Raw genomic sequence first — 19,334 nt, 5'->3', positions numbered from 1 at the left:
TAGTAGTAAAACATCAAATTACGAACTTCTTTGTTTATCGAGCTTTTGTAATAGTATTTCTTTATTGATCGGTTTTGTAATGTAATCACTACACCCTGCATCGATGGCTTTTTCATTATCGCCCGATAAAGCATAGGCAGTTTGTGCAATGATTGTAACGTCTTTATTAAATTCTCTTATTTTTTTGGTCGCTTCATACCCATTAAGAATTGGCATTTTAATATCCATCAATATGACATCAATATCAGGATGCTTTTTACACAATTCAATAGTTTCAATACCTGTTTTGGCATGGATTAATTCTTTGGCTATATTTTTTAAAATGGTAGAAATGTATAAATAGCTAACATAATCGTCTTCAGCAATTAAAATTTTGAGTTTATTGGAGGTTGTAGCTTTGTGTCCTGAGGTATTTTCAAATTCGTTTTTATTCATATCTCTATATTTTCAGAGTTTTATTTTTTTGTTTGTATTGGAATGTTAAAATAAAAGGTAGTACCAATTCCAACTTCGGATTCTACCCATAATTTACCGCCTAAAAGTTCTACGTAGGCTTTTGAGATTGTTAAACCCAAACCAGAGCCTTCAAAAGCACGAACGTCGCTAATATCTGCTTGTGTAAATCTGTTAAAAATAGCTTTTAGCCTTTTTGTCGGAATACCAATTCCTGTGTCTTTTATAGAAGAGGTAAGTAGTTTGTCTTTTTTATCAATAGTAATTTCTATACTTCCATGGTCGGTAAATTTTAAGGCATTTTTTATTAAATTTATGAAAACACCATTTATTTTCCGAAAATCAGAGGTAATTATACCCTCATTTTTTGGTATCAAATTTTGAAGTTTTAAAGCGATTCCTTTTTTGCTGGCTTCCGCTTTAAAAAAAAGATAAATATTTTCTATTTCTTTAGAGATATTAAACGCTTTCAGAGTCACCTCCATTTGACCTGTTTCAATTTTTGAGATATTTATAATATCATTTACCGTATTTAACATACGATTTCCACTCTTTTCAATAATTTTTACATAGGTTTTCTTATCTTCATCTTTTAGTTCAGGTTGTTGTAATAAAGAGGTAAAACCAAGAATACCATTCATAGGCGTTCTAATTTCATGACTCATATTGGCTAAAAAAGCGGATTTTAATTGATCAGATTCTTCAGCCTTTTCTTTTGCTTTTGTTAACGCCCTTTCAATATTTTTTTGTGATGTTATATCTTGAAAAACTCCGTTTAACTTCGCGGGTTTGCCGTTATTCATGGTTACAATACAAGTTGTTCGTACATTTATTACGCGCCCTTTTTTTGTATATATTTGAAGATCTAAATCATATCCTTTGCCCGTTTTTATCGCTTCTTCTAGGGCTTTTGAAACGATTTCTTGAGATTTTGGTAAAAAAAGCGATACACCGTCATCTACGGTTGGGGTATGTTCTTCTGGAGAGGTGTCAAGAATTCGATAGGTTTCATCTGTCCAAAATAAATTATTTGTTATCAGATCTAATTCCCATCCTCCTAGTTTAACACTAGCCTGAGAAATATTAAGCATGTCAATACTTCTTTTTAATTCAGTTTCAGTTTTTTTTATGTAAGCGATATCTATAAAATTTATGACGATACCCTCTATTTGTTTTTCTTGTGTAATATAGGGTGAAATTTTTACTAAATAATAATTCCCTGTCGAATCCATGACTTCCTCTTCGATGGTATGTTGCTCGTCTAATGCTTTTTTTGAGTTAACCAAAATCGTATCTTTGATGGTGCGGCTAAAGTTAGAAGCAAAAGTAGTAATGGGTCTGCCATAATCTGATTCTTCAAGATTAAAAAGATCTTTTAAGGAGGGTGTAAACCTTCTAATACATAATTGAGTATCTAAAAATAAGGTGCCTATTTCGCTGCTGTTAAAAACATTATTAATGTCATTCGTTGATAATTGTAATTTTTTGTTAGCTTCTTGTAACTCTGAATTTACAGTGTACAATGCTTCATTTACCGATTGAAACTCTTCATTTGTGCTTTGTAATTCTTCATTAGAGGCCATTAACTCTTCATTAGAAGATTGGAGTTCTTCATTACTAGTCTCTAGCTCTTCAACTACATTTTGTAATTCAGTTTTGGTTGCTGTTAACTCATTTTCTAAATATTCATGTCTTGCTTGAAAAATCTCATCATAGGGTACATCCTTAATTTCTAGAATGTTTATATCAGCTTTTACGTTTTTACTAAACTCTAATACATAGGTATCTTGTAGGTCTTTATTATCTTTGGGTTTGTATATGGTGATATCAAATTTATAGGTATAATTTTCGTACTGATTAACAATATCTTTAATAGAAATATCTTTTTGTTCACTTTCTAAGCGCCTGATACCATTTCTTATAATTGTAGCAATTTGTGGACTAACATTTTTTAATAAGTTTCTTTGAAATAAACCTGCATTATGAGACAATCTTTTTCCGGCATCGCCGCTAATAAAAATAATATTATATTCTTTATCAATAAAAATAGCATCTGGGCTAAACTTGGTACTTAAATATCTATGAAATACAAGTTCAGGATTTTCTGGGTTGTTATAGGTTTTACTGAAAGATGTTCGTTTTGGAGTTTTAAAATTAGGGATACTCTCAGGATTATAAATATCTGCCTTTGATATCAGAGATTTCTCTTCGTTAATATTTTGAAAAATTTTCCATTTAACGTCTATCGTTCTAAATTTTTTTGAGATGCCTTCTAGTGATTCGCTGTTGCCTAAAAATAAGTATCCAAATTTATTTAAAGAAAAATGAAAACGTTTCATTATTTTAGATTGCACCTTATTGTTTAAATAAATTAACAGATTACGACAGGTAATTAAATCCATTTTAATAAATGGTGGATCTAAACAAACATTATGATTCGAGAACACAATCTTTTCTCGTATTCGTTTTGATATTTTAATTTTTGAGCCTAATTTTATAAAATATTGTTCTAAATGCTCTTTACGAATCTCGTTAACAGTATTGATATGAAATTCGCCTAAACTAGCGGCATTTAGGGCTATGCCATCGATGTCTGTAGCAAATATTTTAAAATCAAGATGTAGCTTTTTAGCCCTTATATATTGGTCAATTAATATGGCAATTGAATATACTTCCTCGCCTGTAGAGCAACCAGCGCACCAAACGCGTAACGGTTTACTTTTATGTATAGAATTACAGATTGTGGGTATAATCTTGGTTTCCATGAGATGAAATGCCTCATCATCTCTAAAAAATCGAGTAACATTAATTAAAAAACTTTGTTTTAATGCTTTTTTTTCTGATTCATTACTTAAAAGAAATGTATAGTAGTCGTTTAGTTCCTCGATATTATTAATACCCATTCTTTTTTTAATACGTCTTAAAAGGGTATTTCTTTTATATTCCCTGAAATCTGTGCCAGAATGCTTATAAACTGCAGTTAAAATGGATTCAATTAAGAAGTCGGATGATTTTGAAGTATATTCTTTAGAAGATAAAGATAAGCTAATAATCGGTAACTTTTGGAGAGTTTTCCCTATGTCTTCTGGTTTTAAAATAAAATCTGCATTCTTGGTCGCTAAGGCAGCATTTGGCATACCATTAAATTGGGCCGAATTAGGTTCTTGAACCATTACAACACCGCCACCTTCTTTTATGGTTTTAATACCTCGAGAACCATCAGAACCAGTTCCTGAAAGTATAATTCCTATTGATTTTTCTTTATATTCTTCTCCTAATGTATGAAAAAATATATCTATAGGTAAATTAAGGTTGTATTTTGGCTCTTTGTCTACAAGATATAATTCTCTCCCTTTTATGCGTAAATTACTATTCCTTTCGTTTAGGTAGATGCAGTTCGGCTTAATGGTTAGTTTATCTTGGGCAATATAGATTTTCATGCTTGTATGCTTGCTTAACAACTCGGGCATTAGGCTTACAAAATCTGGAGATAAATGTTGAATAATTACGAAAGCCATTCCGGTATTACTAGGCGTATGATCAAATAATTCTTTAAGTGCATTTAGCCCACCAGCTGATGCACCAATACCCACAACGTGTAAATCTGAATTATTCTTTTTCATTATTTTTATGAATTAGGGTATAATGACATAAAAAACTCTTATGATTTAATATTTTTCTAAAATATATCCGTGATTCTTTTCGGTAAGTGTAAAACAAATACTTGTTCAAAAAAGGTTTGTACTACATCTTTCTTTGTTGAAAGCTAAATTAAGGAAAAAATCAATTGATAAATTTTTTTTTTAAAAAAATCAATTGTTAGAAGGGAAAAGACATGTTTTTTAGATTTGTATGTAGTACACAAAACTAAAAAGTCTTAAAAATTAAATAAGTAAAATCGATTGTTTAGGTAATATGAAAAATTAAATAAGCAATCGATTTTCTAATTGTAAAATATAGAACTTAAATTAAACCAGCTCTTTTTAAGAGCGCATCTGGTTTAGGTTCTTGTCCTCTAAAACGTTTGTATAATTCCATTGGTTTTTCTGTACCACCTTTTGATAATACATGTTCTTTAAATTTAGAGGCAACTTCTTTATTAAAAATTCCTTTCTCTAAGAAGTATTCAAAAGCATCAGCATCTAAAACTTCTGCCCATTTATAAGAATAATAACCAGCAGAATAGCCTCCTTGAAAAATATGGGAAAAAGATGAGCTCATACAGTTTTCTAAAACATCTGGATAGAGTTTCGTCTCAGCAAAAGCTTTGGTTTCAAATTCTTTTATAGATGTTACTTTTGATGGATCTTGAGAATGCCAGCTCATGTCTAACAATCCAAAACTTAATTGACGTAATGTTTGCATGCCTTCATGAAAACTAGCGGATTCCTTAATTTTTTCAACATATTTCATCGGGATGATTTCACCTGTTTCATAATGTTTGGCAAACAATTCTAAAGCTTCTTTTTCATAACACCAGTTTTCTAAAACCTGACTTGGTAATTCAACAAAATCCCAAGAAACAGAAGTTCCAGACAAGCTGTTATAAGTTGTCTTTGCCAACATGCCATGCAGCGCATGACCAAATTCATGAAACAAGGTAGTCACTTCGTTAAAGGTTAACAAAGAAGGTTTGGTTGCTGTAGGTTTTGTAAAATTGCAAACAATGGAAACATGAGGTCTTTCATCAATATTATTTTTAACTTGTTGCGATTTATAACTCGTCATCCAAGCGCCATTTCTTTTTCCTTTTCTGGGATGAAAATCAGCATAAAAAACCGATATAAAATTGTCTTCTGAATCTGTGACGTGGTAAGTTTTTACATCTTCGTGATATTTGTCAATCGTAGTAACTTCTTCAAATTTTAAATCATACAAACGATTTGCAATTTCAAAAACACCTGCAATAACATTTTCTAATTTAAAATAAGGTTTTAAAATTTCTTGATCTAAATCGAAAATTTCTTTTTTTAATTTTTCTGAATAATATGCGCTATCCCACTTTTGAAGTTGATCTATAGCATCTAATTTTTTTGCGTAATTTTCTAAATTTTTAAATTCACGTTGCGCAGCAGGCTTGGCTTTTTTCAGTAAATTATTAGAAAATTCAATAACTTTTTCTGGGTTTTCTGCCATTCTTTCTTCTAAAACAAAATGCGCATGGGTTTTATATCCTAATAAATTGGCTCTTTCATGGCGCAGTTTTACAATTTCTAAAACTATTTTTTCATTGTTAAATTCGTTGTCTTGAAACGCTTTTTTACCCCCAGCAATGGCCATTTTTTTGCGCAATTCTCGATTGTCTGCATAGGTTAAAAACGGAATATAACTTGGGTAATCTAATGTAAAAATATACCCTTCTTTTTCTTTTGATTTAGCAACTTCTGCCGCAGCTTCTTTTATAGATTCGGGTAATCCGGATAGCTCTTTTTCATCGGTTATATGTAATTCAAAAGCATTGGTTTCTGCTAAGACATTTTCCCCGAATTTTAATGATAATTTAGAAAGTTTAGCATCTATCTCGCGTAGTTTATTTTTATCATCATCTTTTAAATTTGCACCATTTCTGGTAAAACCTTTGTATTGTTTTTCTAACAACATGCTTTGTTCAGCAGTTAAATCTAGCGTTTCTTTACTATCAAAAACAGCTTTTACTCTTTTAAATAAGGCTTCATTTAGGGTGATGTCATTTCTAAATTCACTTAGCCAAGGTGATATTTCTTGGGCAATTTTCTGAATTTCATCATTGGTTTCGGCAGCATTTAAATTGAAAAAAATACTTGTAATTCGGTTGAGTTTTTCGCCTGTAAAATCTAAAGCAACCGTGGTGTTTTCAAAACTAGGTGCATCAGGATTTTGGACAATTTTAGCAATTTCTAATTTTGCCATTTCAATTCCTTTTTGAATAGCCGTTATATAGTGTTCCGTTTTTATTTTTGAAAACGGAGCCGTATTAAAATCTTTTAAAAGTGGATTCATTCTAGTAAGTTCAGAGTTTAAAGTTTTAAATTCAATATTTTATTTATTGAATTTTAATTCTTAGCGTTTTTATTATGCAAATTTATGTCACAAATTCATGAATATGTGTAAAATATTTCATAAAAATAATTTCTATAATCTATAAATTTTACTTAAAAGACTGCTTCTAAATAGTTTCTGTTCGAGTGCAGTTAAGGTTTTTTATACTCAAGTAAACATTTTTATTTTCTTACGCGTTTAGACGCTTGCTCAACCTTTAGTTTTAGGCCTTCTTTGTAGGTTATAATTTTGTCTAAAACACATTGGTCTGAAGTTCCGATAATTTGAGCGGCTAAAATGCCTGCGTTTTTTGCACCATCTAACGCTACAGTTGCCACAGGAACGCCTCCTGGCATTTGTAAAATAGATAAAACAGAATCCCAACCATCAATAGAATTCCTACTTTTTACAGGAACACCAATAACTGGTAACGGACTCATACTTGCCACCATACCAGGTAAATGAGCGGCGCCACCTGCGCCAGCAATAATTACTTTGATGCCTCGTAAATGAGCATTTTTAGAATATTCAACTAATTTTTCGGGTGTTCTGTGTGCAGAAACAATATCAACTTCTATTTGAATGTCAAAACTTTCTAAAATGTCAATAGCTTCTTGCATTATTGGAAGATCTGAATCGCTTCCCATTATTATTCCTATCATACTATTAGTTTTTTATTTCTTTTGAAAAAGAAATTTTAAATTTGTTTTGAACTACCGAGTAAACTTAGGTAGTTCATTTTTATATTTTAAGTACGTGTAAATTTTGCATATACTGAGTTTTCTATAATTTTGAACTATTGCATTTTTTGCACTAAATCAAATTTATTTAGAAATCACTCTAATCGTTTCTTTCACTTTTTGCGCAATCGCTCTAGCGGTATCAATATCAGCATTTACAATCGTTACATGACCCATTTTACGAAAAGGACGTGTTTCTTTTTTTCCATAAATATGAGGTGTAACGCCGTCAATTCTTAAAATTTCTTCAATATTTTTATAAACCACTTCTCCAGAAAACCCTTCTTCACCAACTAAATTTACCATAATTCCTGCCACTTTGCTGTCTGTATTTCCTAGTGGGAGATTTAAAATAGAACGCAAATGTTGTTCAAATTGATTGGTATAGCTTGCTTCAATAGAATAGTGACCTGAATTGTGGGGTCTTGGAGCTATTTCATTAACCAAAATTTTATCATCTATAGTTTGAAACATTTCTACAGCCAATAAACCTACAAAATTTAAGGTACTCACTACTTTTAAAGCCAATTCTCTTGCTTTCTCAGCAACTTTAAAATCTATTCTTGCTGGGCAAATTACATACTCCACTTGGTTGGCTTCTGGATGAAATTCCATTTCTACCACTGGGTAGGTTGTAGTTTCACCAGTGGCATTTCTTGCCACAATAACAGCTAATTCGTTTTTAAAGGGAATTAATTTTTCGGTAATGCATTCTACATTGGGCAAGCTGTTTAAATCAGCGATATTTCTCACAATTTTTACTCCATTGCCATCATAACCAAATCGAGCCGCTTTCCATACAAAAGGAAAATTGATGATATCGTTTTCATACGAATGTTTCAATTCTTCTAAATAAGCATAATGAGAAAACGCTGCCGTGGGTATTTGGTTATCTACATAAAAATTTTTCTGTCTGGCTTTGCTTTGAATAATCCGTAAATCTTTGGGTTTCGGATAAATCGTTATTCCTTCGTCCTCCAAGGTATCTAAAGCATCTAAGTTTACATTTTCTATTTCTATGGTTAAAAGATTCATCGTTTTACCAAAGTTGTAAACGGCATCATAATCTAATAAATCGCCCACCACAAAAGTGTTGCAAATTTCTGCACAAGGAGCATTTTTATTGCTGTCTAAAATTGAAGTATGAATGTCAAATTTTTGAGTTTCTGCCAAGAGCATTCTTCCCAATTGACCACCACCTAAAATACCTAATTTAAAATCTGAAGAAAAATAATTTATCACGTTGTAAAGTTTTGTAATTCACAAAAATAATCATCTATATGACAAGAAGCTACTAAAAATTGCTGATTCGAATTGAGTTACCAATTTTAACAGCACTGTATTCTACCGCAGGGCATACAAATCCTTCCGTTTGAGGTTGTCCACCAATTCCTACTCCCAAACCATATTCGCTTCCATCACACGTACATTTCAAAATATTAGGTCTGTTAATTTCATCATAAACCATCGGGGAATTGCAATCGTTTACGGGGCATATTTTATCATAAGCAAGAAACCGATCTAAGCCAGCGTTCATGATTAAAATCCCTTTGTATCCGCCATCTATTTCTACACTACCAACAGTTAAAATTGAATTAAACTCAGGGTTTTCTAAGGATCTATTAATGGAAAAAGAAATGGGTCGAATACAATTCTCTGGAAGATTATTTTCTGTACAGCTGTAAATTGTTATAAATGAAATAAACAGCAAGATTTTTTTAAACATAAGTACATTGGGTTTTTACTAAAACGATTGCAAGTTACAATTATTTTGTACCTTTGTAATCTAATCTCATTCCTGTGAAGGTAATGGGATTTTTTAAATTAAAAAACGATGAGCGATATATCTTATTATTCACCAGAAGGATTAAAGAAATTGAAAGATGAATTGGTACAACTAGAGCAAGTTGAACGACCAAGAGTAACCCAAGAAATTGCCGATGCAAGAGATAAAGGCGATTTGAGTGAAAACGCAGAATACCATGCAGCAAAAGAAGAACAATCTCATTTAGAGTTTAAAATAGCCAAATTAAAAAATGTGATTTCGAATGCGCGTATTTTAGATGAAAGCCAATTAGATACGTCAAAAATATTGATTCATTCTAAAGTAAAAATAAAAAATATTGCCAACGGAATGGAGTTTTCTTACCTTTTGGTTGCCGATTCAGAAACGGATGTTAGAAATGGAAAATTGTCTGTAAACTCGCCAATTGGTAAAGGTTTATTGGGTAAAAAAGTGGGAGATATAGCAGAAATTCAAGTGCCAAACGGAATTATGAAATTTGAGGTTGTAGCGATTTCTAGATAAAAATAGTTTTTTGCTTTTGGTGAGTAGCCACTAGCAAACAGCCAAAATCGAATAACTAAAAGCTTAAAAATGAGCATATTCACAAAAATAATTACAGGAGAAATACCAAGTTACAAAGTAGCCGAAGATGACGATTTTATTGCTTTTTTAGACATCAATCCAAATGCCAAAGGACATACGTTAGTGGTTCCTAAAAAAGAAGAAAATAAGATTTTTGATTTATCAAAAGAAGCGTACAGCTCCTTAATGGATTTTTCATACAGAGTTGCAAAAGCGCTAGAAAAAGCAGTGCCTTGCCAACGAATAGGAATGAGCGTTATCGGGTTAGAAGTACCACATGTTCATGTGCATTTGGTGCCTACCAATGTGATGTCTGACATGCAATTTACGCATAAAGTGAAATTATCAAAGGATGAATTTGTTGCTATAGCCGCAAGTATTGCTGATAATTTTGAATGATGAAAAAGTTATAAGAGTTGGTTTAGCTTGAAGTTTTGCCATGTGTAGGTTATGATGATTTTTATCTCTCCTTATGTAGGGCAATAAATTATCACCCTAAAAAGTATGTATTTAGTTTTTTGATTTGGTTTTTAGAGATTTTTCTTTTGGGTATTTCATGAAGAAAAATTTCGAAAATTAAACTTTATCCAAAGAAATTTCAAAAGTAGTTCCTTTGCCAATTTCAGATTTTTTTACAAATATTTTTCCGTTATGATAATCTGCTATTATACGTTTTGAGAGCGATAAACCTAATCCCCAGCCACGTTTTTTAGTCGTAAAACCAGGTGTAAAAATCCGTTTGAATAATTTTTTAGGCATCCCTTTGCCCGTGTCAGAAATTGTAATTTCTACCTTTTTTTGATTACCTGTGATATTCAAGGTTAATTCACCTTTTCCTAACATCGCATCAATAGCATTTTTGATGAGGTTTTCTATCACCCAACCAAATAGTTCTTTATTTAGGTTTGTGTAGAGTTCATCATCCGTAGTAAAAAATGAAAATGAAATTTGTTTAGAACTTCTAGATTCGAAGTAATCAAAAGCTTGCTTTGTGAGTACTACAATATTTTCTTTTTTCAGTTCTGGTTTAGAGCCAATTTTAGAAAATCGATCGGCAATAATATTTAATCGATGCACATCTTTTTCTATTTCTTCGATATAGGTTTCATCTACTTTTTCCATTTTTAAGATGGCAATCCAACCTAATAAAGAAGACAAAGGCGTGCCTATTTGATGGGCAGTTTCTTTCGCCATTCCGGTCCAAAGTTGATTTGTTTCTGCTGCTTTGTTAGAGCTGTAAAACAAATAAACAACCGAAACAAACAGTACTAAAATTAAGATTAAAGCTAAGGGATAGTAGGTGAGTTTGTTCAGTAAATCAGAATCTTTATAATAAATATATTGTTTGTTTTTGCCTTTATAACTTACTTCAATCGGAGCGTTTTCAGACTTCATATCTAGCAATTCGCTTTCTAGATATGCGGGGTCTAAAGATTTTACAGAATCTAAATTTTGATAATTTAAAATTTCACCTTTTTCACTAACTAAAATCATAGGAATGCTATGGTTATTCTCAATGACCATTAATGATAAATCTACATTGGCATCTAAATTTTCGTTATTCCCTATTTCTTTTTGAGCAGTGGCTAAAATTTGCATTTTTACACGTTCTTCTTGCTTAAATTTTTGAAAGAAGGTATAGGTATTCCATAGAATTGAGGTTACAATTACAAACGAAATAAAGATAGTAACGCGCTTAAAGAGCAGAATATTCGAAAAATTTTTCATCAAAACAAAGATAAGGTTTCCTGTATATAACTCATTTCAAGATTTGATAGTATCTTTACAAGTAGAAAAATTATTAGTCATTTTTAGTGCACTGATAAGAGGACATTCATTTTAAATTTATTGAGTATGCTTTCTATAGATCCCAAAGAAATATCAACAGGTAAACTCCATGGTTATCTTCTAGGAGCCGTAGCGCCCAGACCAATTGCTTTTGCAAGTACTGTGGATGCTGATGGAAATCCTAATTTGTCTCCATTTAGTTTTTTTAATGTGTTTGGCTCAAATCCGCCAATTATGATTTTTTCTCCTGCCAGAAGAGTGCGAGATAATACAACCAAACATACGTTAGAAAATGCCTTGGCAACCAAAGAAGTAGTAATAAATGTGGTGAATTATGCTATTGTTCAGCAAATGTCGTTGAGTTCTACAGAATATCCTGCGGGTGTTAATGAGTTTGAAAAGGCAGGATTTACCATGCTAAAATCAGATATCATAAAACCTTTTAGAGTTGCAGAATCTCCTGTGCAATTTGAATGTAAGGTAAATGATGTAATTTTTACAGGTGATGAAGGAGGCGCAGGAAATTTAATTGTTTGTGAAGTTGTAAAAATTCATATTTCGGAGGATGTTTTAGATGAAAATGGAGCAATAGATCAGCATAAAATTGATTTGGTTGCAAGAGCAGGCGGAAGTTATTATTCAAGGGCTAAAGATGGCTTTTTTGAAATTCCGAAACCAATTTCTACATTGGGAATTGGGATCGATGTAATTCCGTCAGAAATTCGAAATAGTAGCATTTTAACAGGGAATAATTTGGGGATGTTAGGGAATGTAGAGCAATTGCCTTCTGAAACCACTGTTAATAACTTTGGAAAAGAACATCCACAATTTATTGGGTTAGAAACTTCAAAAAAACATACATTTGCTCAAGAGTATTTAAAAAAGAATGATGTAGAAAGTGCTTGGAAAGTACTTTTATTAAAATAAATATTATGGAAGTTATAGGTAAAGTAAAATTGATTGGTGAGGTGCAAACATTCGGTGCAAACGGATTCAGAAAAAGAGAATTGGTTGTAACGACAGATGAGCAATATCCACAGATGATTATGATTGAATTTGTGCAAGACAAAACAGATTTATTAAATAATTATAATGTGGGGCAAGATGTAAAAGTTTCGATTAATTTAAGAGGTAGAGAATGGATTAATCCACAAGGTGAAGCTAAATATTTTAACTCTGTGCAAGGTTGGAGAATAGAGAGTTTGTCTCAAGCCCCACAAGCACAAAATTTACCACCTGTAGATCAATTTGAGCCTGCATCTCAAGTTTCTGATGAAGAGCCAGACGATTTACCATTTTAAAAAATAAGGCAAGATTTATTAGGATAGATCCTAACAAAAAAGAGTGTAATTTTTTAAAATTACACTCTTTTTTGTTTCTTATAATTTGTATATAAATGCCTTATTTCTAAAAATGTTTTGAATACTGTTTTAACTCTTATATCAAAATAGATAAGTATGTGGTGCAATAAAAGAAGTTTATTTCATTTTAGCAGGCATAGGACCGCGCAAATGAATAATTAAACCATTTAAAAAATTACGTAGAAATTGGTCTCCACATTCTATATACTTCGGATGCTCTTCTGCTCTAAAAATGGCACCTAATTCACCTTTTGTTACTTTAAAATCAACCAAAGCACAAATATCAATAATATCAGTGTCCCTTAATTTGTGTGCAACTCTTAATTTTTTAAAAATGTCATTATTTGTTAATCCCATAAGGCAAAGGTACTTATTTTTAAGGTTGATTTAATCTACTACTTGAAAAATAGCCCAAGCATACGCAGCAAAACGTAAAAAACGGAATAAACCAAAGAAAACCACATTTCTAAAAGGATATTTAATCATACCTGCTGCTAAACATGCAATTGAAAAAGGTAGTGGTAATAGAGCACCCACCAAAATTAAAAAACCGCCCCATTTTTTAGTGTTTTTAAGATTTGCAGCCATTTTTACCTCTAGGTAATTTTTTACAGATTCTATTTTTAACGTTAGTTTACCAAGGAAATAGGAAAGTAAACCGCCTGAGTAAGAAAGTGTTGCTAAAATGGATAAATTAATAACAGGATGCGCTGTTTTTTTAGACCAAGCGATAAATATTTCTGGAGGTATTAACCCTAGCAATGTTTCCGAAGTAAAAAACGTAATTAATACGCCTATCGTAGAAAAGGTTTCTGTAATGTTTTCTAAACCTTCATTAATATCGTAAACGTATTTGTTAAAGAAATATAAGGCAATAACAACCCCCACTATTGGTAAAAAAGCTTTTTTTATACTCTCCCAAACAAATAAATAAAAACCAGTTCTTCCATAATAAACATGGAGTCTTTTACCTATAAATGCAGTGTTTTTTTTTCTTTTTTTTTGCTTTTCTTCCAAGAAATAAGTTGTTTTTAATAACAATGCAAAAATAGGAACAAATTCTTTATAAATGGCTTTATGAGTTTAGATTAACTTTTTTTTAAAGAATTTATTAAATTCGCATTAAAAGAAGCTAAATCATGATCTGGTTAAATGAGTACATAGAATTTCCAAATTACAATTTGACTACGAAAGATGGCATTATAGCTTTAGGTGGAGATTTATCTGAGGAAAGATTAGTGCATGCTTATAAAAACGGAATTTTCCCATGGTTTTCGGAAGGTGATCCCATAGTTTGGTATTGCCCTTTTGATAGAATGGTCTTGTTTCCTGGTGATTTAAAAGTATCAAAATCGATGCGAAAAATTATCCATAAAAACGAGTTCAAAATTACTGAGAACACCGCTTTTGAAGAAGTAATTTACAATTGTAAAAACATAAACAGAAATGATGGTTTTGGAACTTGGATTACTGATGAGATGGAGCAAGCCTATATCAACCTGCATAAAAAAGGAATTGCAAAATCGATCGAAGTTTGGTTAGACAACCAATTGGTAGGAGGTTTATATGGGGTAGAAGTTAATAGTATTTTCTGCGGAGAAAGTATGTTTAGCAGGGTTTCTAATGCTTCTAAATTGGCCTTTATTCATTTAACAAAAAGCAACAACTATAAATTAATAGATTGCCAAATTTATAACAAACATTTAGCAAGTTTAGGGGCAAAAGAAATTGAAAGAGATTTGTTTTTGGAGATTTTGAAAAGTTGAGTCTAGGTTTTTTTGTTGAGAATCTCTAAAAAAAAACATTCTTTTCAATCAAAAGAAAACAATTTTTAAGTTTGTCAAATCATCTTTACAAATTCTAAAAACACTTTTTTATGAAGTTCTAAATCCATGTTAGGTGAAAGAGAAGCTCTCACAATATAATCTTTATCGCCTTCTTTTGTGGTTCCTTGCGTTGAGGTTGCAGGAATTGTCCAATAACATCCTTTTAATTGTCCGTAGCTAACACAGAATTTACTTTCATCAGGAATTTTTGTAATCATTAAGTTGATTAATTTCAAATTCAAAGCTCGTTTATAAGTTTCTTTTTCTTCGTCACTGTTACCTTTCGTTGGTAAATCTAAAGAAAAAACAGAAGGTGTAAACTGTTGTTTTGCCAATTGCTCTGAAACAAAATTAATTTTTGCTGTTGGTAAAGTCTCATGAATAAAGTTTACAAATTCTCGTGTATTTTTATAAGCATCCCAAATTCTTTGATTCATAGAAGGCAATTGTTTTGCCAATATGTCCATTTGCAGCGCTGTTGCTTTATTATCACAAAGTTCTAAATGGATTTCTATTTTGTTCATTAAAGCGGCAGTTTTTACATTTCCTACACAATAACCAGCAGTGCATTGTCCGCCACTCGGAAATTTTGAGCCACTAGCATATGAAATGGTTCTAATGCTAGATAGAATTTTTCCTTCACCTAAAAAGTGAACATTAGGACAAAATGTTTGATCTAAAATAAAAACAGGATCAATCGCAGTTGCTCCATTTGCAGTTGTACGTTTTTTGCTTAAAACATTTTCTAAATCGATAAGATTCGGAACTTCAACTCTTGGATTTGTAGGTATTTCTGCAATTATATAGGGAACAGCATCTTCAATCGCAATTTTAGCTAAAATAGTATCAATACTTTGTACCATATCATTTTCACCATCTACAGGTAAATCTACCACTTCAACATGTTTAAGACACTTAGCAACACGCCTTGCTTGGTCATTGGTACCACCATAACAGTTTGGCGGAACAATAAATTTAATCGCTTTTCCGGTATGATTTTCTTGTGCATCATGAATTAATCCCATCATAATGGCATACTGAATTGATAGTCCGCTGGAAGCAACTAAAGGTTTTAAAGTAGTGCCCGTAATTTCTTTAATGGAGTTTAAAACATTTTTTTTATTAGTTTCAATAGCACTTTTTTGATGCTCAAATGAAGATTTTTCTATGATAGATTTTAAAGCTATGAGTGAATTGGCAGGCGTCATGGCAATCGTTTCTCTTCTTCTTACATGTTGAATGTCTGAAATATAATTTTCATTTTTTATGCCGTTTATCAATAAAACACTTCCTAATTCTGGTGTAATTTGGATGAAAAAATCAATATTTGGATGAAGTTCGAAGTTAGAAATTTCCCCATTTTGTGAAATAAAGATAGTACTTCCATCAAATTTAGAAATATCTGTTAAGGCATTAACCTTTTTCAATTCAAAATGATACCCATAAATATTTCTGATAATTTCAGCATCAAAAAAGTCTGATATTTCTTCAGAATACATAATTTGGGTATTTTTATTGGCTACTAAATTCTTTCTTAAAATTGCTAAAATAGGAATCGTTTTTGAAGAAAAACTGATGACATTTTCTGATTTCTGGTTATTTAATTTGGCAATTACCCATTCTAAGATACAAGATAAAGGATGTCCTAAACGAATATAATCATACGCAGTTGGTAATTTATGGAGTGCAGATACCTCGGAATTATTGTGCAGGAATAAGCTTTCTAGTTGATGTAAAAATTGAGTTTTCGCCAAATTTTCGTCGTAAATATCTAATCTATGAGTTGTTAGGTTTAGCCAATCTATAGGCATATTGTCTAATAGCTCTTGTACGTACTCTAGTATCTTATTTTCTTGCATAATTCCTACTTTAAATAGAAATCAAAGATACAATAACTAGATTTTTTTAAAGTTCAGAAACAAGATAATTATTCATAACCTAATTTAGAAAACAAACGATCAGTAGCTTTTAAATATCTAGGTTTGCTAATTTCTGCGATCCATTTTTTAGAAAGATATGTACTATTTTGAATTCTAGAATCTACTTTTTGAAACGATAAATTATCAATCCACATGGGTTGAGATGGCCAATTTACGTTGATGTAACTGAACGCTTTTACAACATCTTGGTTTTCATTGATCACCCTAAAAAATGGAATAAACCATTCATTCCAAGCCTTTTTAGCTATTTTTTCTTTGGATATATCTGCATCAAAATAAAGATTTCCTTCTTGAAAAACGGGAGTTGCTTCTGCTATAAAAACAGGTTTTTTATGTTTTCTAGCAAAAGTGATCATTTCTTCATCAGGATTTCCGAAATAAGAATAGCCGCACCAATCTACAAAATCATCTCCAGGATACCAATCTTCTAAAATTTCTTGGTTAGAACCAGTGCCTTTAGATTGCCAAACATAGGCTACGTTATTAACATTCATATCTGTAAATATTCTATGAATGCGTTTCCAAGCTTTTAAAAAATATTTCTTTTCGTAATCGTTCCAATCCCAACCATCAAATTCATAGCCAATTCTTAAAAAAACGGGTCTTTTTATTTCTTTAATCCAATTTCCAAATTCAATAATGAGTTCATCATTTTTTCCTTTAGCAATACTTTTTTCAGCATTTACCAAAGACAAACCTATTGATATCATACTGTTTTTAAATTTAGGATCCTCGATATAATAGTGCGCACAAGTATCTCCTGCTCCCCAATTTGCTTTAGTTTTTATGCCGTCTAAACCTTTAAAATTATATCCAAAAGAGTTACCTCCAGAAGATAAATTTGTATAGACGGTAACACCTGCCGGAATTTCAAAAGTATCTGCATAGCCTTCGTTGTAATTCTTTAGCCCACCAACGGCCTCTAAATCTTGACCAATAAAAAATAAGCATTCTCCGTCTTTAGGTTCAAATTTATTAAGGTTCATTTTTTTATGGGTTGGTTTAGATGATTTTTTTATCCAAGTATTATTTGTGTAAAGTAAAATAAGTAGAAAGATTGTAAAATGAGTTTTCAGGGCACAAAAAAGTTTATAATGTTCGTCAATTTACAAAAAGATTATGCCATGTTAAAAGGATTTATAGCATAAAAAGACCGAGACATAAAATATTCTGGACTTGTGCACTGATAATAGCGTAATTCTTACCCATAAAAAAAACCGAGCATTTGCTCGGTTTTAAATATTTGAGTTCAAAATATTTTTATTTATTTTTTCGCCAATAAATCTCTAATTTCAGCCAATAAATCTTCTTGACTTGGTCCTTTAGGAGCTGGAGGTGGAGCAGGTGCCTCTTTCTTTTTAGTAGCGTTTACGCCTTTAACAATCATAAACATTACAAAAGCTACGATAATAAAATCGATAACGTTGGTTAAAAAGTCGCCATATAAAACGACTACTTCCCCTATAATTTTTCCAGTATCATCGGCAACACCTTCTTTAACAATCCATTTTAATTTTTTTAAATCTGCACTAAATAATAAGCCTATTAAAGGAGAAACAATTCCGCCAGTAAAAGAGGTTACTACTTGCTTAAAAGCAGCTCCCATAACAAAACCTACTGCAATATCAATTAGGTTTCCCTTCATTGCAAAGTCTTTAAATTCTTTAAGCATTCCCATTTTAATTTTAATTTAATTAGTTATCATGCGAAAGTAGTAAAAATAACTAATACTTTAATACTTTCTTAACACGTTGAGAAATAGCCGTTAAAGTCTCGTAAACTATGGTTTCAGAAATATGTGCTATATGTTTAATGGCTTTTTGGCTATTAAAAATAAGCACTTCATCACCTTCATGACAATCAATTTTAGTAACATCCACCATGATCATATCCATACAAACATTACCAATAATTTTTGCTTTTTGGTTGTTGATAAGTACGTAGCCTTTTTTATTTCCTAATTTTCTAGAGATACCATCCGCATGACCTACAGGAATTGTAGCAGATTTAGTAGGACTTTTTGCAACAAAAGCTCTGTTGTAACCTACGGTTTCACCGGGTTCAATAAAATGAATTTGAGAAATAATAGATTTTAAATTATGGGTGTTTTTTAGTTGAGCAGTTTCTTGATCATCATTTCCAAAACCATACAAACCAATGCCAATTCGTACCATATCAAATTGTGCTTTTGCAAAATTGACAACCCCAGAAGTATTTAAAATATGCAACATCGGCTCATAGTCTAAATATGTATAGAATTGTTTTGCTATGTGTGCAAAATTATTCAATTGTTTTACTGTGAATTCTTGTTCTTCTAAATCTTCGCTAGCTGCTAAATGAGAAAAGAGAGATTGCACTTTAACATGCGTACATTTTTTTAATTCAGAAATAATTTTAGGAATATCTGTATGCCAAAAACCTAGTCGATTTAAACCCGTATTAAACTTGATATGAATAGGATAATTGATTAAAGGAATGTCATCTGCTAATTTTAAAAAAGCATTAAAAATTTTAAAATTATATAAATTTGGTTCTAAACGATAATCTACGATTTCTCTTAAATTGGGTATTTGAGGATGCAAAACAAGAATAGGGGTTTTTATACCTGCATTTCTTAAAGCAACACCTTCATGTGTATACGCAACCGCAAAATAAGCTACTTTATCTTGTAAAAAAGTAGCCACTTTAACACCGTCACTTCCATAACCAAAAGCTTTAACTACCGCTAAAATTTTAGTTTCAGGTCGTAATTTTTTTTTGAAATAATTGAGATTGTGTTCTAGCGCATGGGCATCAATTTCTAAAACTGTAACATGATTATTCATAGGTATGCAGAACTC

18 protein-coding genes are annotated in these 19,334 nt (G+C 31.4%); 5 read left to right on the top strand and 13 right to left on the bottom strand.

Annotation, left to right across the window (positions count from 1 at the left end; all coding sequences use genetic code 11):
• Nucleotides 1-18 precede the first annotated feature (18 nt).
• The 6 genes from K8354_RS13800 to K8354_RS13775 form a co-directional block, all read right to left on the bottom strand.
• Nucleotides 19-435, bottom strand: coding sequence for a response regulator (locus K8354_RS13800; RefSeq protein WP_223441223.1), 417 nt, complete (start codon nt 433-435; stop codon nt 19-21).
• A gap of 20 nt (nt 436-455) precedes the next feature.
• Nucleotides 456-4,076, bottom strand: coding sequence for a CheR family methyltransferase (locus tag K8354_RS13795; protein WP_223441221.1), 3,621 nt, complete (start codon nt 4,074-4,076; stop codon nt 456-458).
• Nucleotides 4,077-4,416: 340 nt separating this feature from the next.
• Nucleotides 4,417-6,432 (bottom strand): M3 family metallopeptidase, encoded by a 2,016-nt coding sequence (locus K8354_RS13790; protein WP_223441219.1) that lies wholly within the window; start codon nt 6,430-6,432, stop codon nt 4,417-4,419.
• Nucleotides 6,433-6,653: 221 nt separating this feature from the next.
• Nucleotides 6,654-7,133 (bottom strand): 5-(carboxyamino)imidazole ribonucleotide mutase, encoded by a 480-nt coding sequence (gene purE, locus K8354_RS13785; protein ID WP_223441216.1) that lies wholly within the window; start codon nt 7,131-7,133, stop codon nt 6,654-6,656.
• Between the two features lie 162 nt (nt 7,134-7,295).
• Nucleotides 7,296-8,453: a 5-(carboxyamino)imidazole ribonucleotide synthase gene (locus K8354_RS13780; RefSeq protein WP_223441211.1), complete on the bottom strand. Its 1,158-nt coding sequence runs from the start codon at nt 8,451-8,453 to the stop codon at nt 7,296-7,298.
• Nucleotides 8,454-8,505: 52 nt separating this feature from the next.
• The gene (locus K8354_RS13775) at nt 8,506-8,937 is read right to left on the bottom strand and encodes a phosphoribosylaminoimidazole carboxylase (protein WP_223441207.1); all 432 of its coding nucleotides are present in this window, start codon (nt 8,935-8,937) and stop codon (nt 8,506-8,508) included.
• Nucleotides 8,938-9,045: 108 nt separating this feature from the next.
• On the opposite strand from K8354_RS13775, the gene greA reads away from it, so the two are divergent.
• Nucleotides 9,046-9,519, top strand: a complete 474-nt coding sequence (gene greA, locus K8354_RS13770; protein WP_223441204.1) for a transcription elongation factor GreA — start codon at nt 9,046-9,048, stop codon at nt 9,517-9,519.
• A gap of 69 nt (nt 9,520-9,588) precedes the next feature.
• The gene (locus K8354_RS13765) at nt 9,589-9,978 is read left to right on the top strand and encodes an HIT family protein (RefSeq protein ID WP_223441201.1); all 390 of its coding nucleotides are present in this window, start codon (nt 9,589-9,591) and stop codon (nt 9,976-9,978) included.
• 177 nt (nt 9,979-10,155) lie between these two features.
• Here the strand turns inward: K8354_RS13765 and K8354_RS13760 are convergent, their stop codons facing one another.
• Entirely contained in the window at nt 10,156-11,307 is a 1,152-nt protein-coding gene (locus K8354_RS13760; protein WP_223441198.1) for a sensor histidine kinase, read from the bottom strand.
• A gap of 126 nt (nt 11,308-11,433) precedes the next feature.
• Between K8354_RS13760 and K8354_RS13755 the strand changes: the two genes are divergently transcribed.
• Together K8354_RS13755 and K8354_RS13750 are read left to right on the top strand one after the other, a co-directional pair.
• Nucleotides 11,434-12,294, top strand: a complete 861-nt coding sequence (locus tag K8354_RS13755; protein ID WP_223441195.1) for a flavin reductase family protein — start codon at nt 11,434-11,436, stop codon at nt 12,292-12,294.
• A 5-nt stretch (nt 12,295-12,299) separates the two neighbouring features.
• Nucleotides 12,300-12,668: a DUF3127 domain-containing protein gene (locus K8354_RS13750; protein WP_223441192.1), complete on the top strand. Its 369-nt coding sequence runs from the start codon at nt 12,300-12,302 to the stop codon at nt 12,666-12,668.
• A gap of 177 nt (nt 12,669-12,845) precedes the next feature.
• Here the strand turns inward: K8354_RS13750 and K8354_RS13745 are convergent, their stop codons facing one another.
• A complete protein-coding gene (locus K8354_RS13745) occupies nt 12,846-13,085 on the bottom strand; it encodes a DUF1456 family protein (protein WP_223441189.1) in 240 nt (79 codons plus the stop codon).
• A 30-nt stretch (nt 13,086-13,115) separates the two neighbouring features.
• Complete coding sequence (locus K8354_RS13740; RefSeq protein ID WP_223441186.1) at nt 13,116-13,745, bottom strand: YqaA family protein; 630 nt, start codon at nt 13,743-13,745, stop codon at nt 13,116-13,118.
• A 122-nt stretch (nt 13,746-13,867) separates the two neighbouring features.
• On the opposite strand from K8354_RS13740, the gene aat reads away from it, so the two are divergent.
• The gene (aat, locus tag K8354_RS13735) at nt 13,868-14,494 is read left to right on the top strand and encodes a leucyl/phenylalanyl-tRNA--protein transferase (protein WP_223441182.1); all 627 of its coding nucleotides are present in this window, start codon (nt 13,868-13,870) and stop codon (nt 14,492-14,494) included.
• Between the two features lie 74 nt (nt 14,495-14,568).
• Here aat and K8354_RS13730 read toward each other — a convergent pair whose 3' ends face one another.
• From K8354_RS13730 to alr, 4 genes are all read right to left on the bottom strand, one after another.
• The gene (locus K8354_RS13730; protein WP_223441170.1) at nt 14,569-16,413 is read right to left on the bottom strand and encodes a PLP-dependent aminotransferase family protein; all 1,845 of its coding nucleotides are present in this window, start codon (nt 16,411-16,413) and stop codon (nt 14,569-14,571) included.
• Nucleotides 16,414-16,481: 68 nt separating this feature from the next.
• The gene (locus tag K8354_RS13725) at nt 16,482-17,480 is read right to left on the bottom strand and encodes a glycosyl hydrolase (RefSeq protein WP_223441158.1); all 999 of its coding nucleotides are present in this window, start codon (nt 17,478-17,480) and stop codon (nt 16,482-16,484) included.
• Between the two features lie 278 nt (nt 17,481-17,758).
• On the bottom strand, nt 17,759-18,166 hold the full coding sequence (gene mscL, locus K8354_RS13720) for a large conductance mechanosensitive channel protein MscL (protein WP_223441155.1): 408 nt from the start codon (nt 18,164-18,166) through the stop codon (nt 17,759-17,761).
• 52 nt (nt 18,167-18,218) lie between these two features.
• Nucleotides 18,219-19,319, bottom strand: a complete 1,101-nt coding sequence (gene alr, locus K8354_RS13715; protein ID WP_223441139.1) for an alanine racemase — start codon at nt 19,317-19,319, stop codon at nt 18,219-18,221.
• Between the last annotated feature and the right edge of the window lie 15 nt (nt 19,320-19,334).

Origin of the sequence: Polaribacter litorisediminis (assembly GCF_019968605.1) — a bacterium.
GTDB classification, from domain to species: Bacteria; Bacteroidota; Bacteroidia; order Flavobacteriales; family Flavobacteriaceae; genus Polaribacter; species Polaribacter litorisediminis.
Note: the sequence above shows the minus strand (reverse complement) of the source record. Positions and strands in the feature narration are given on the sequence as shown.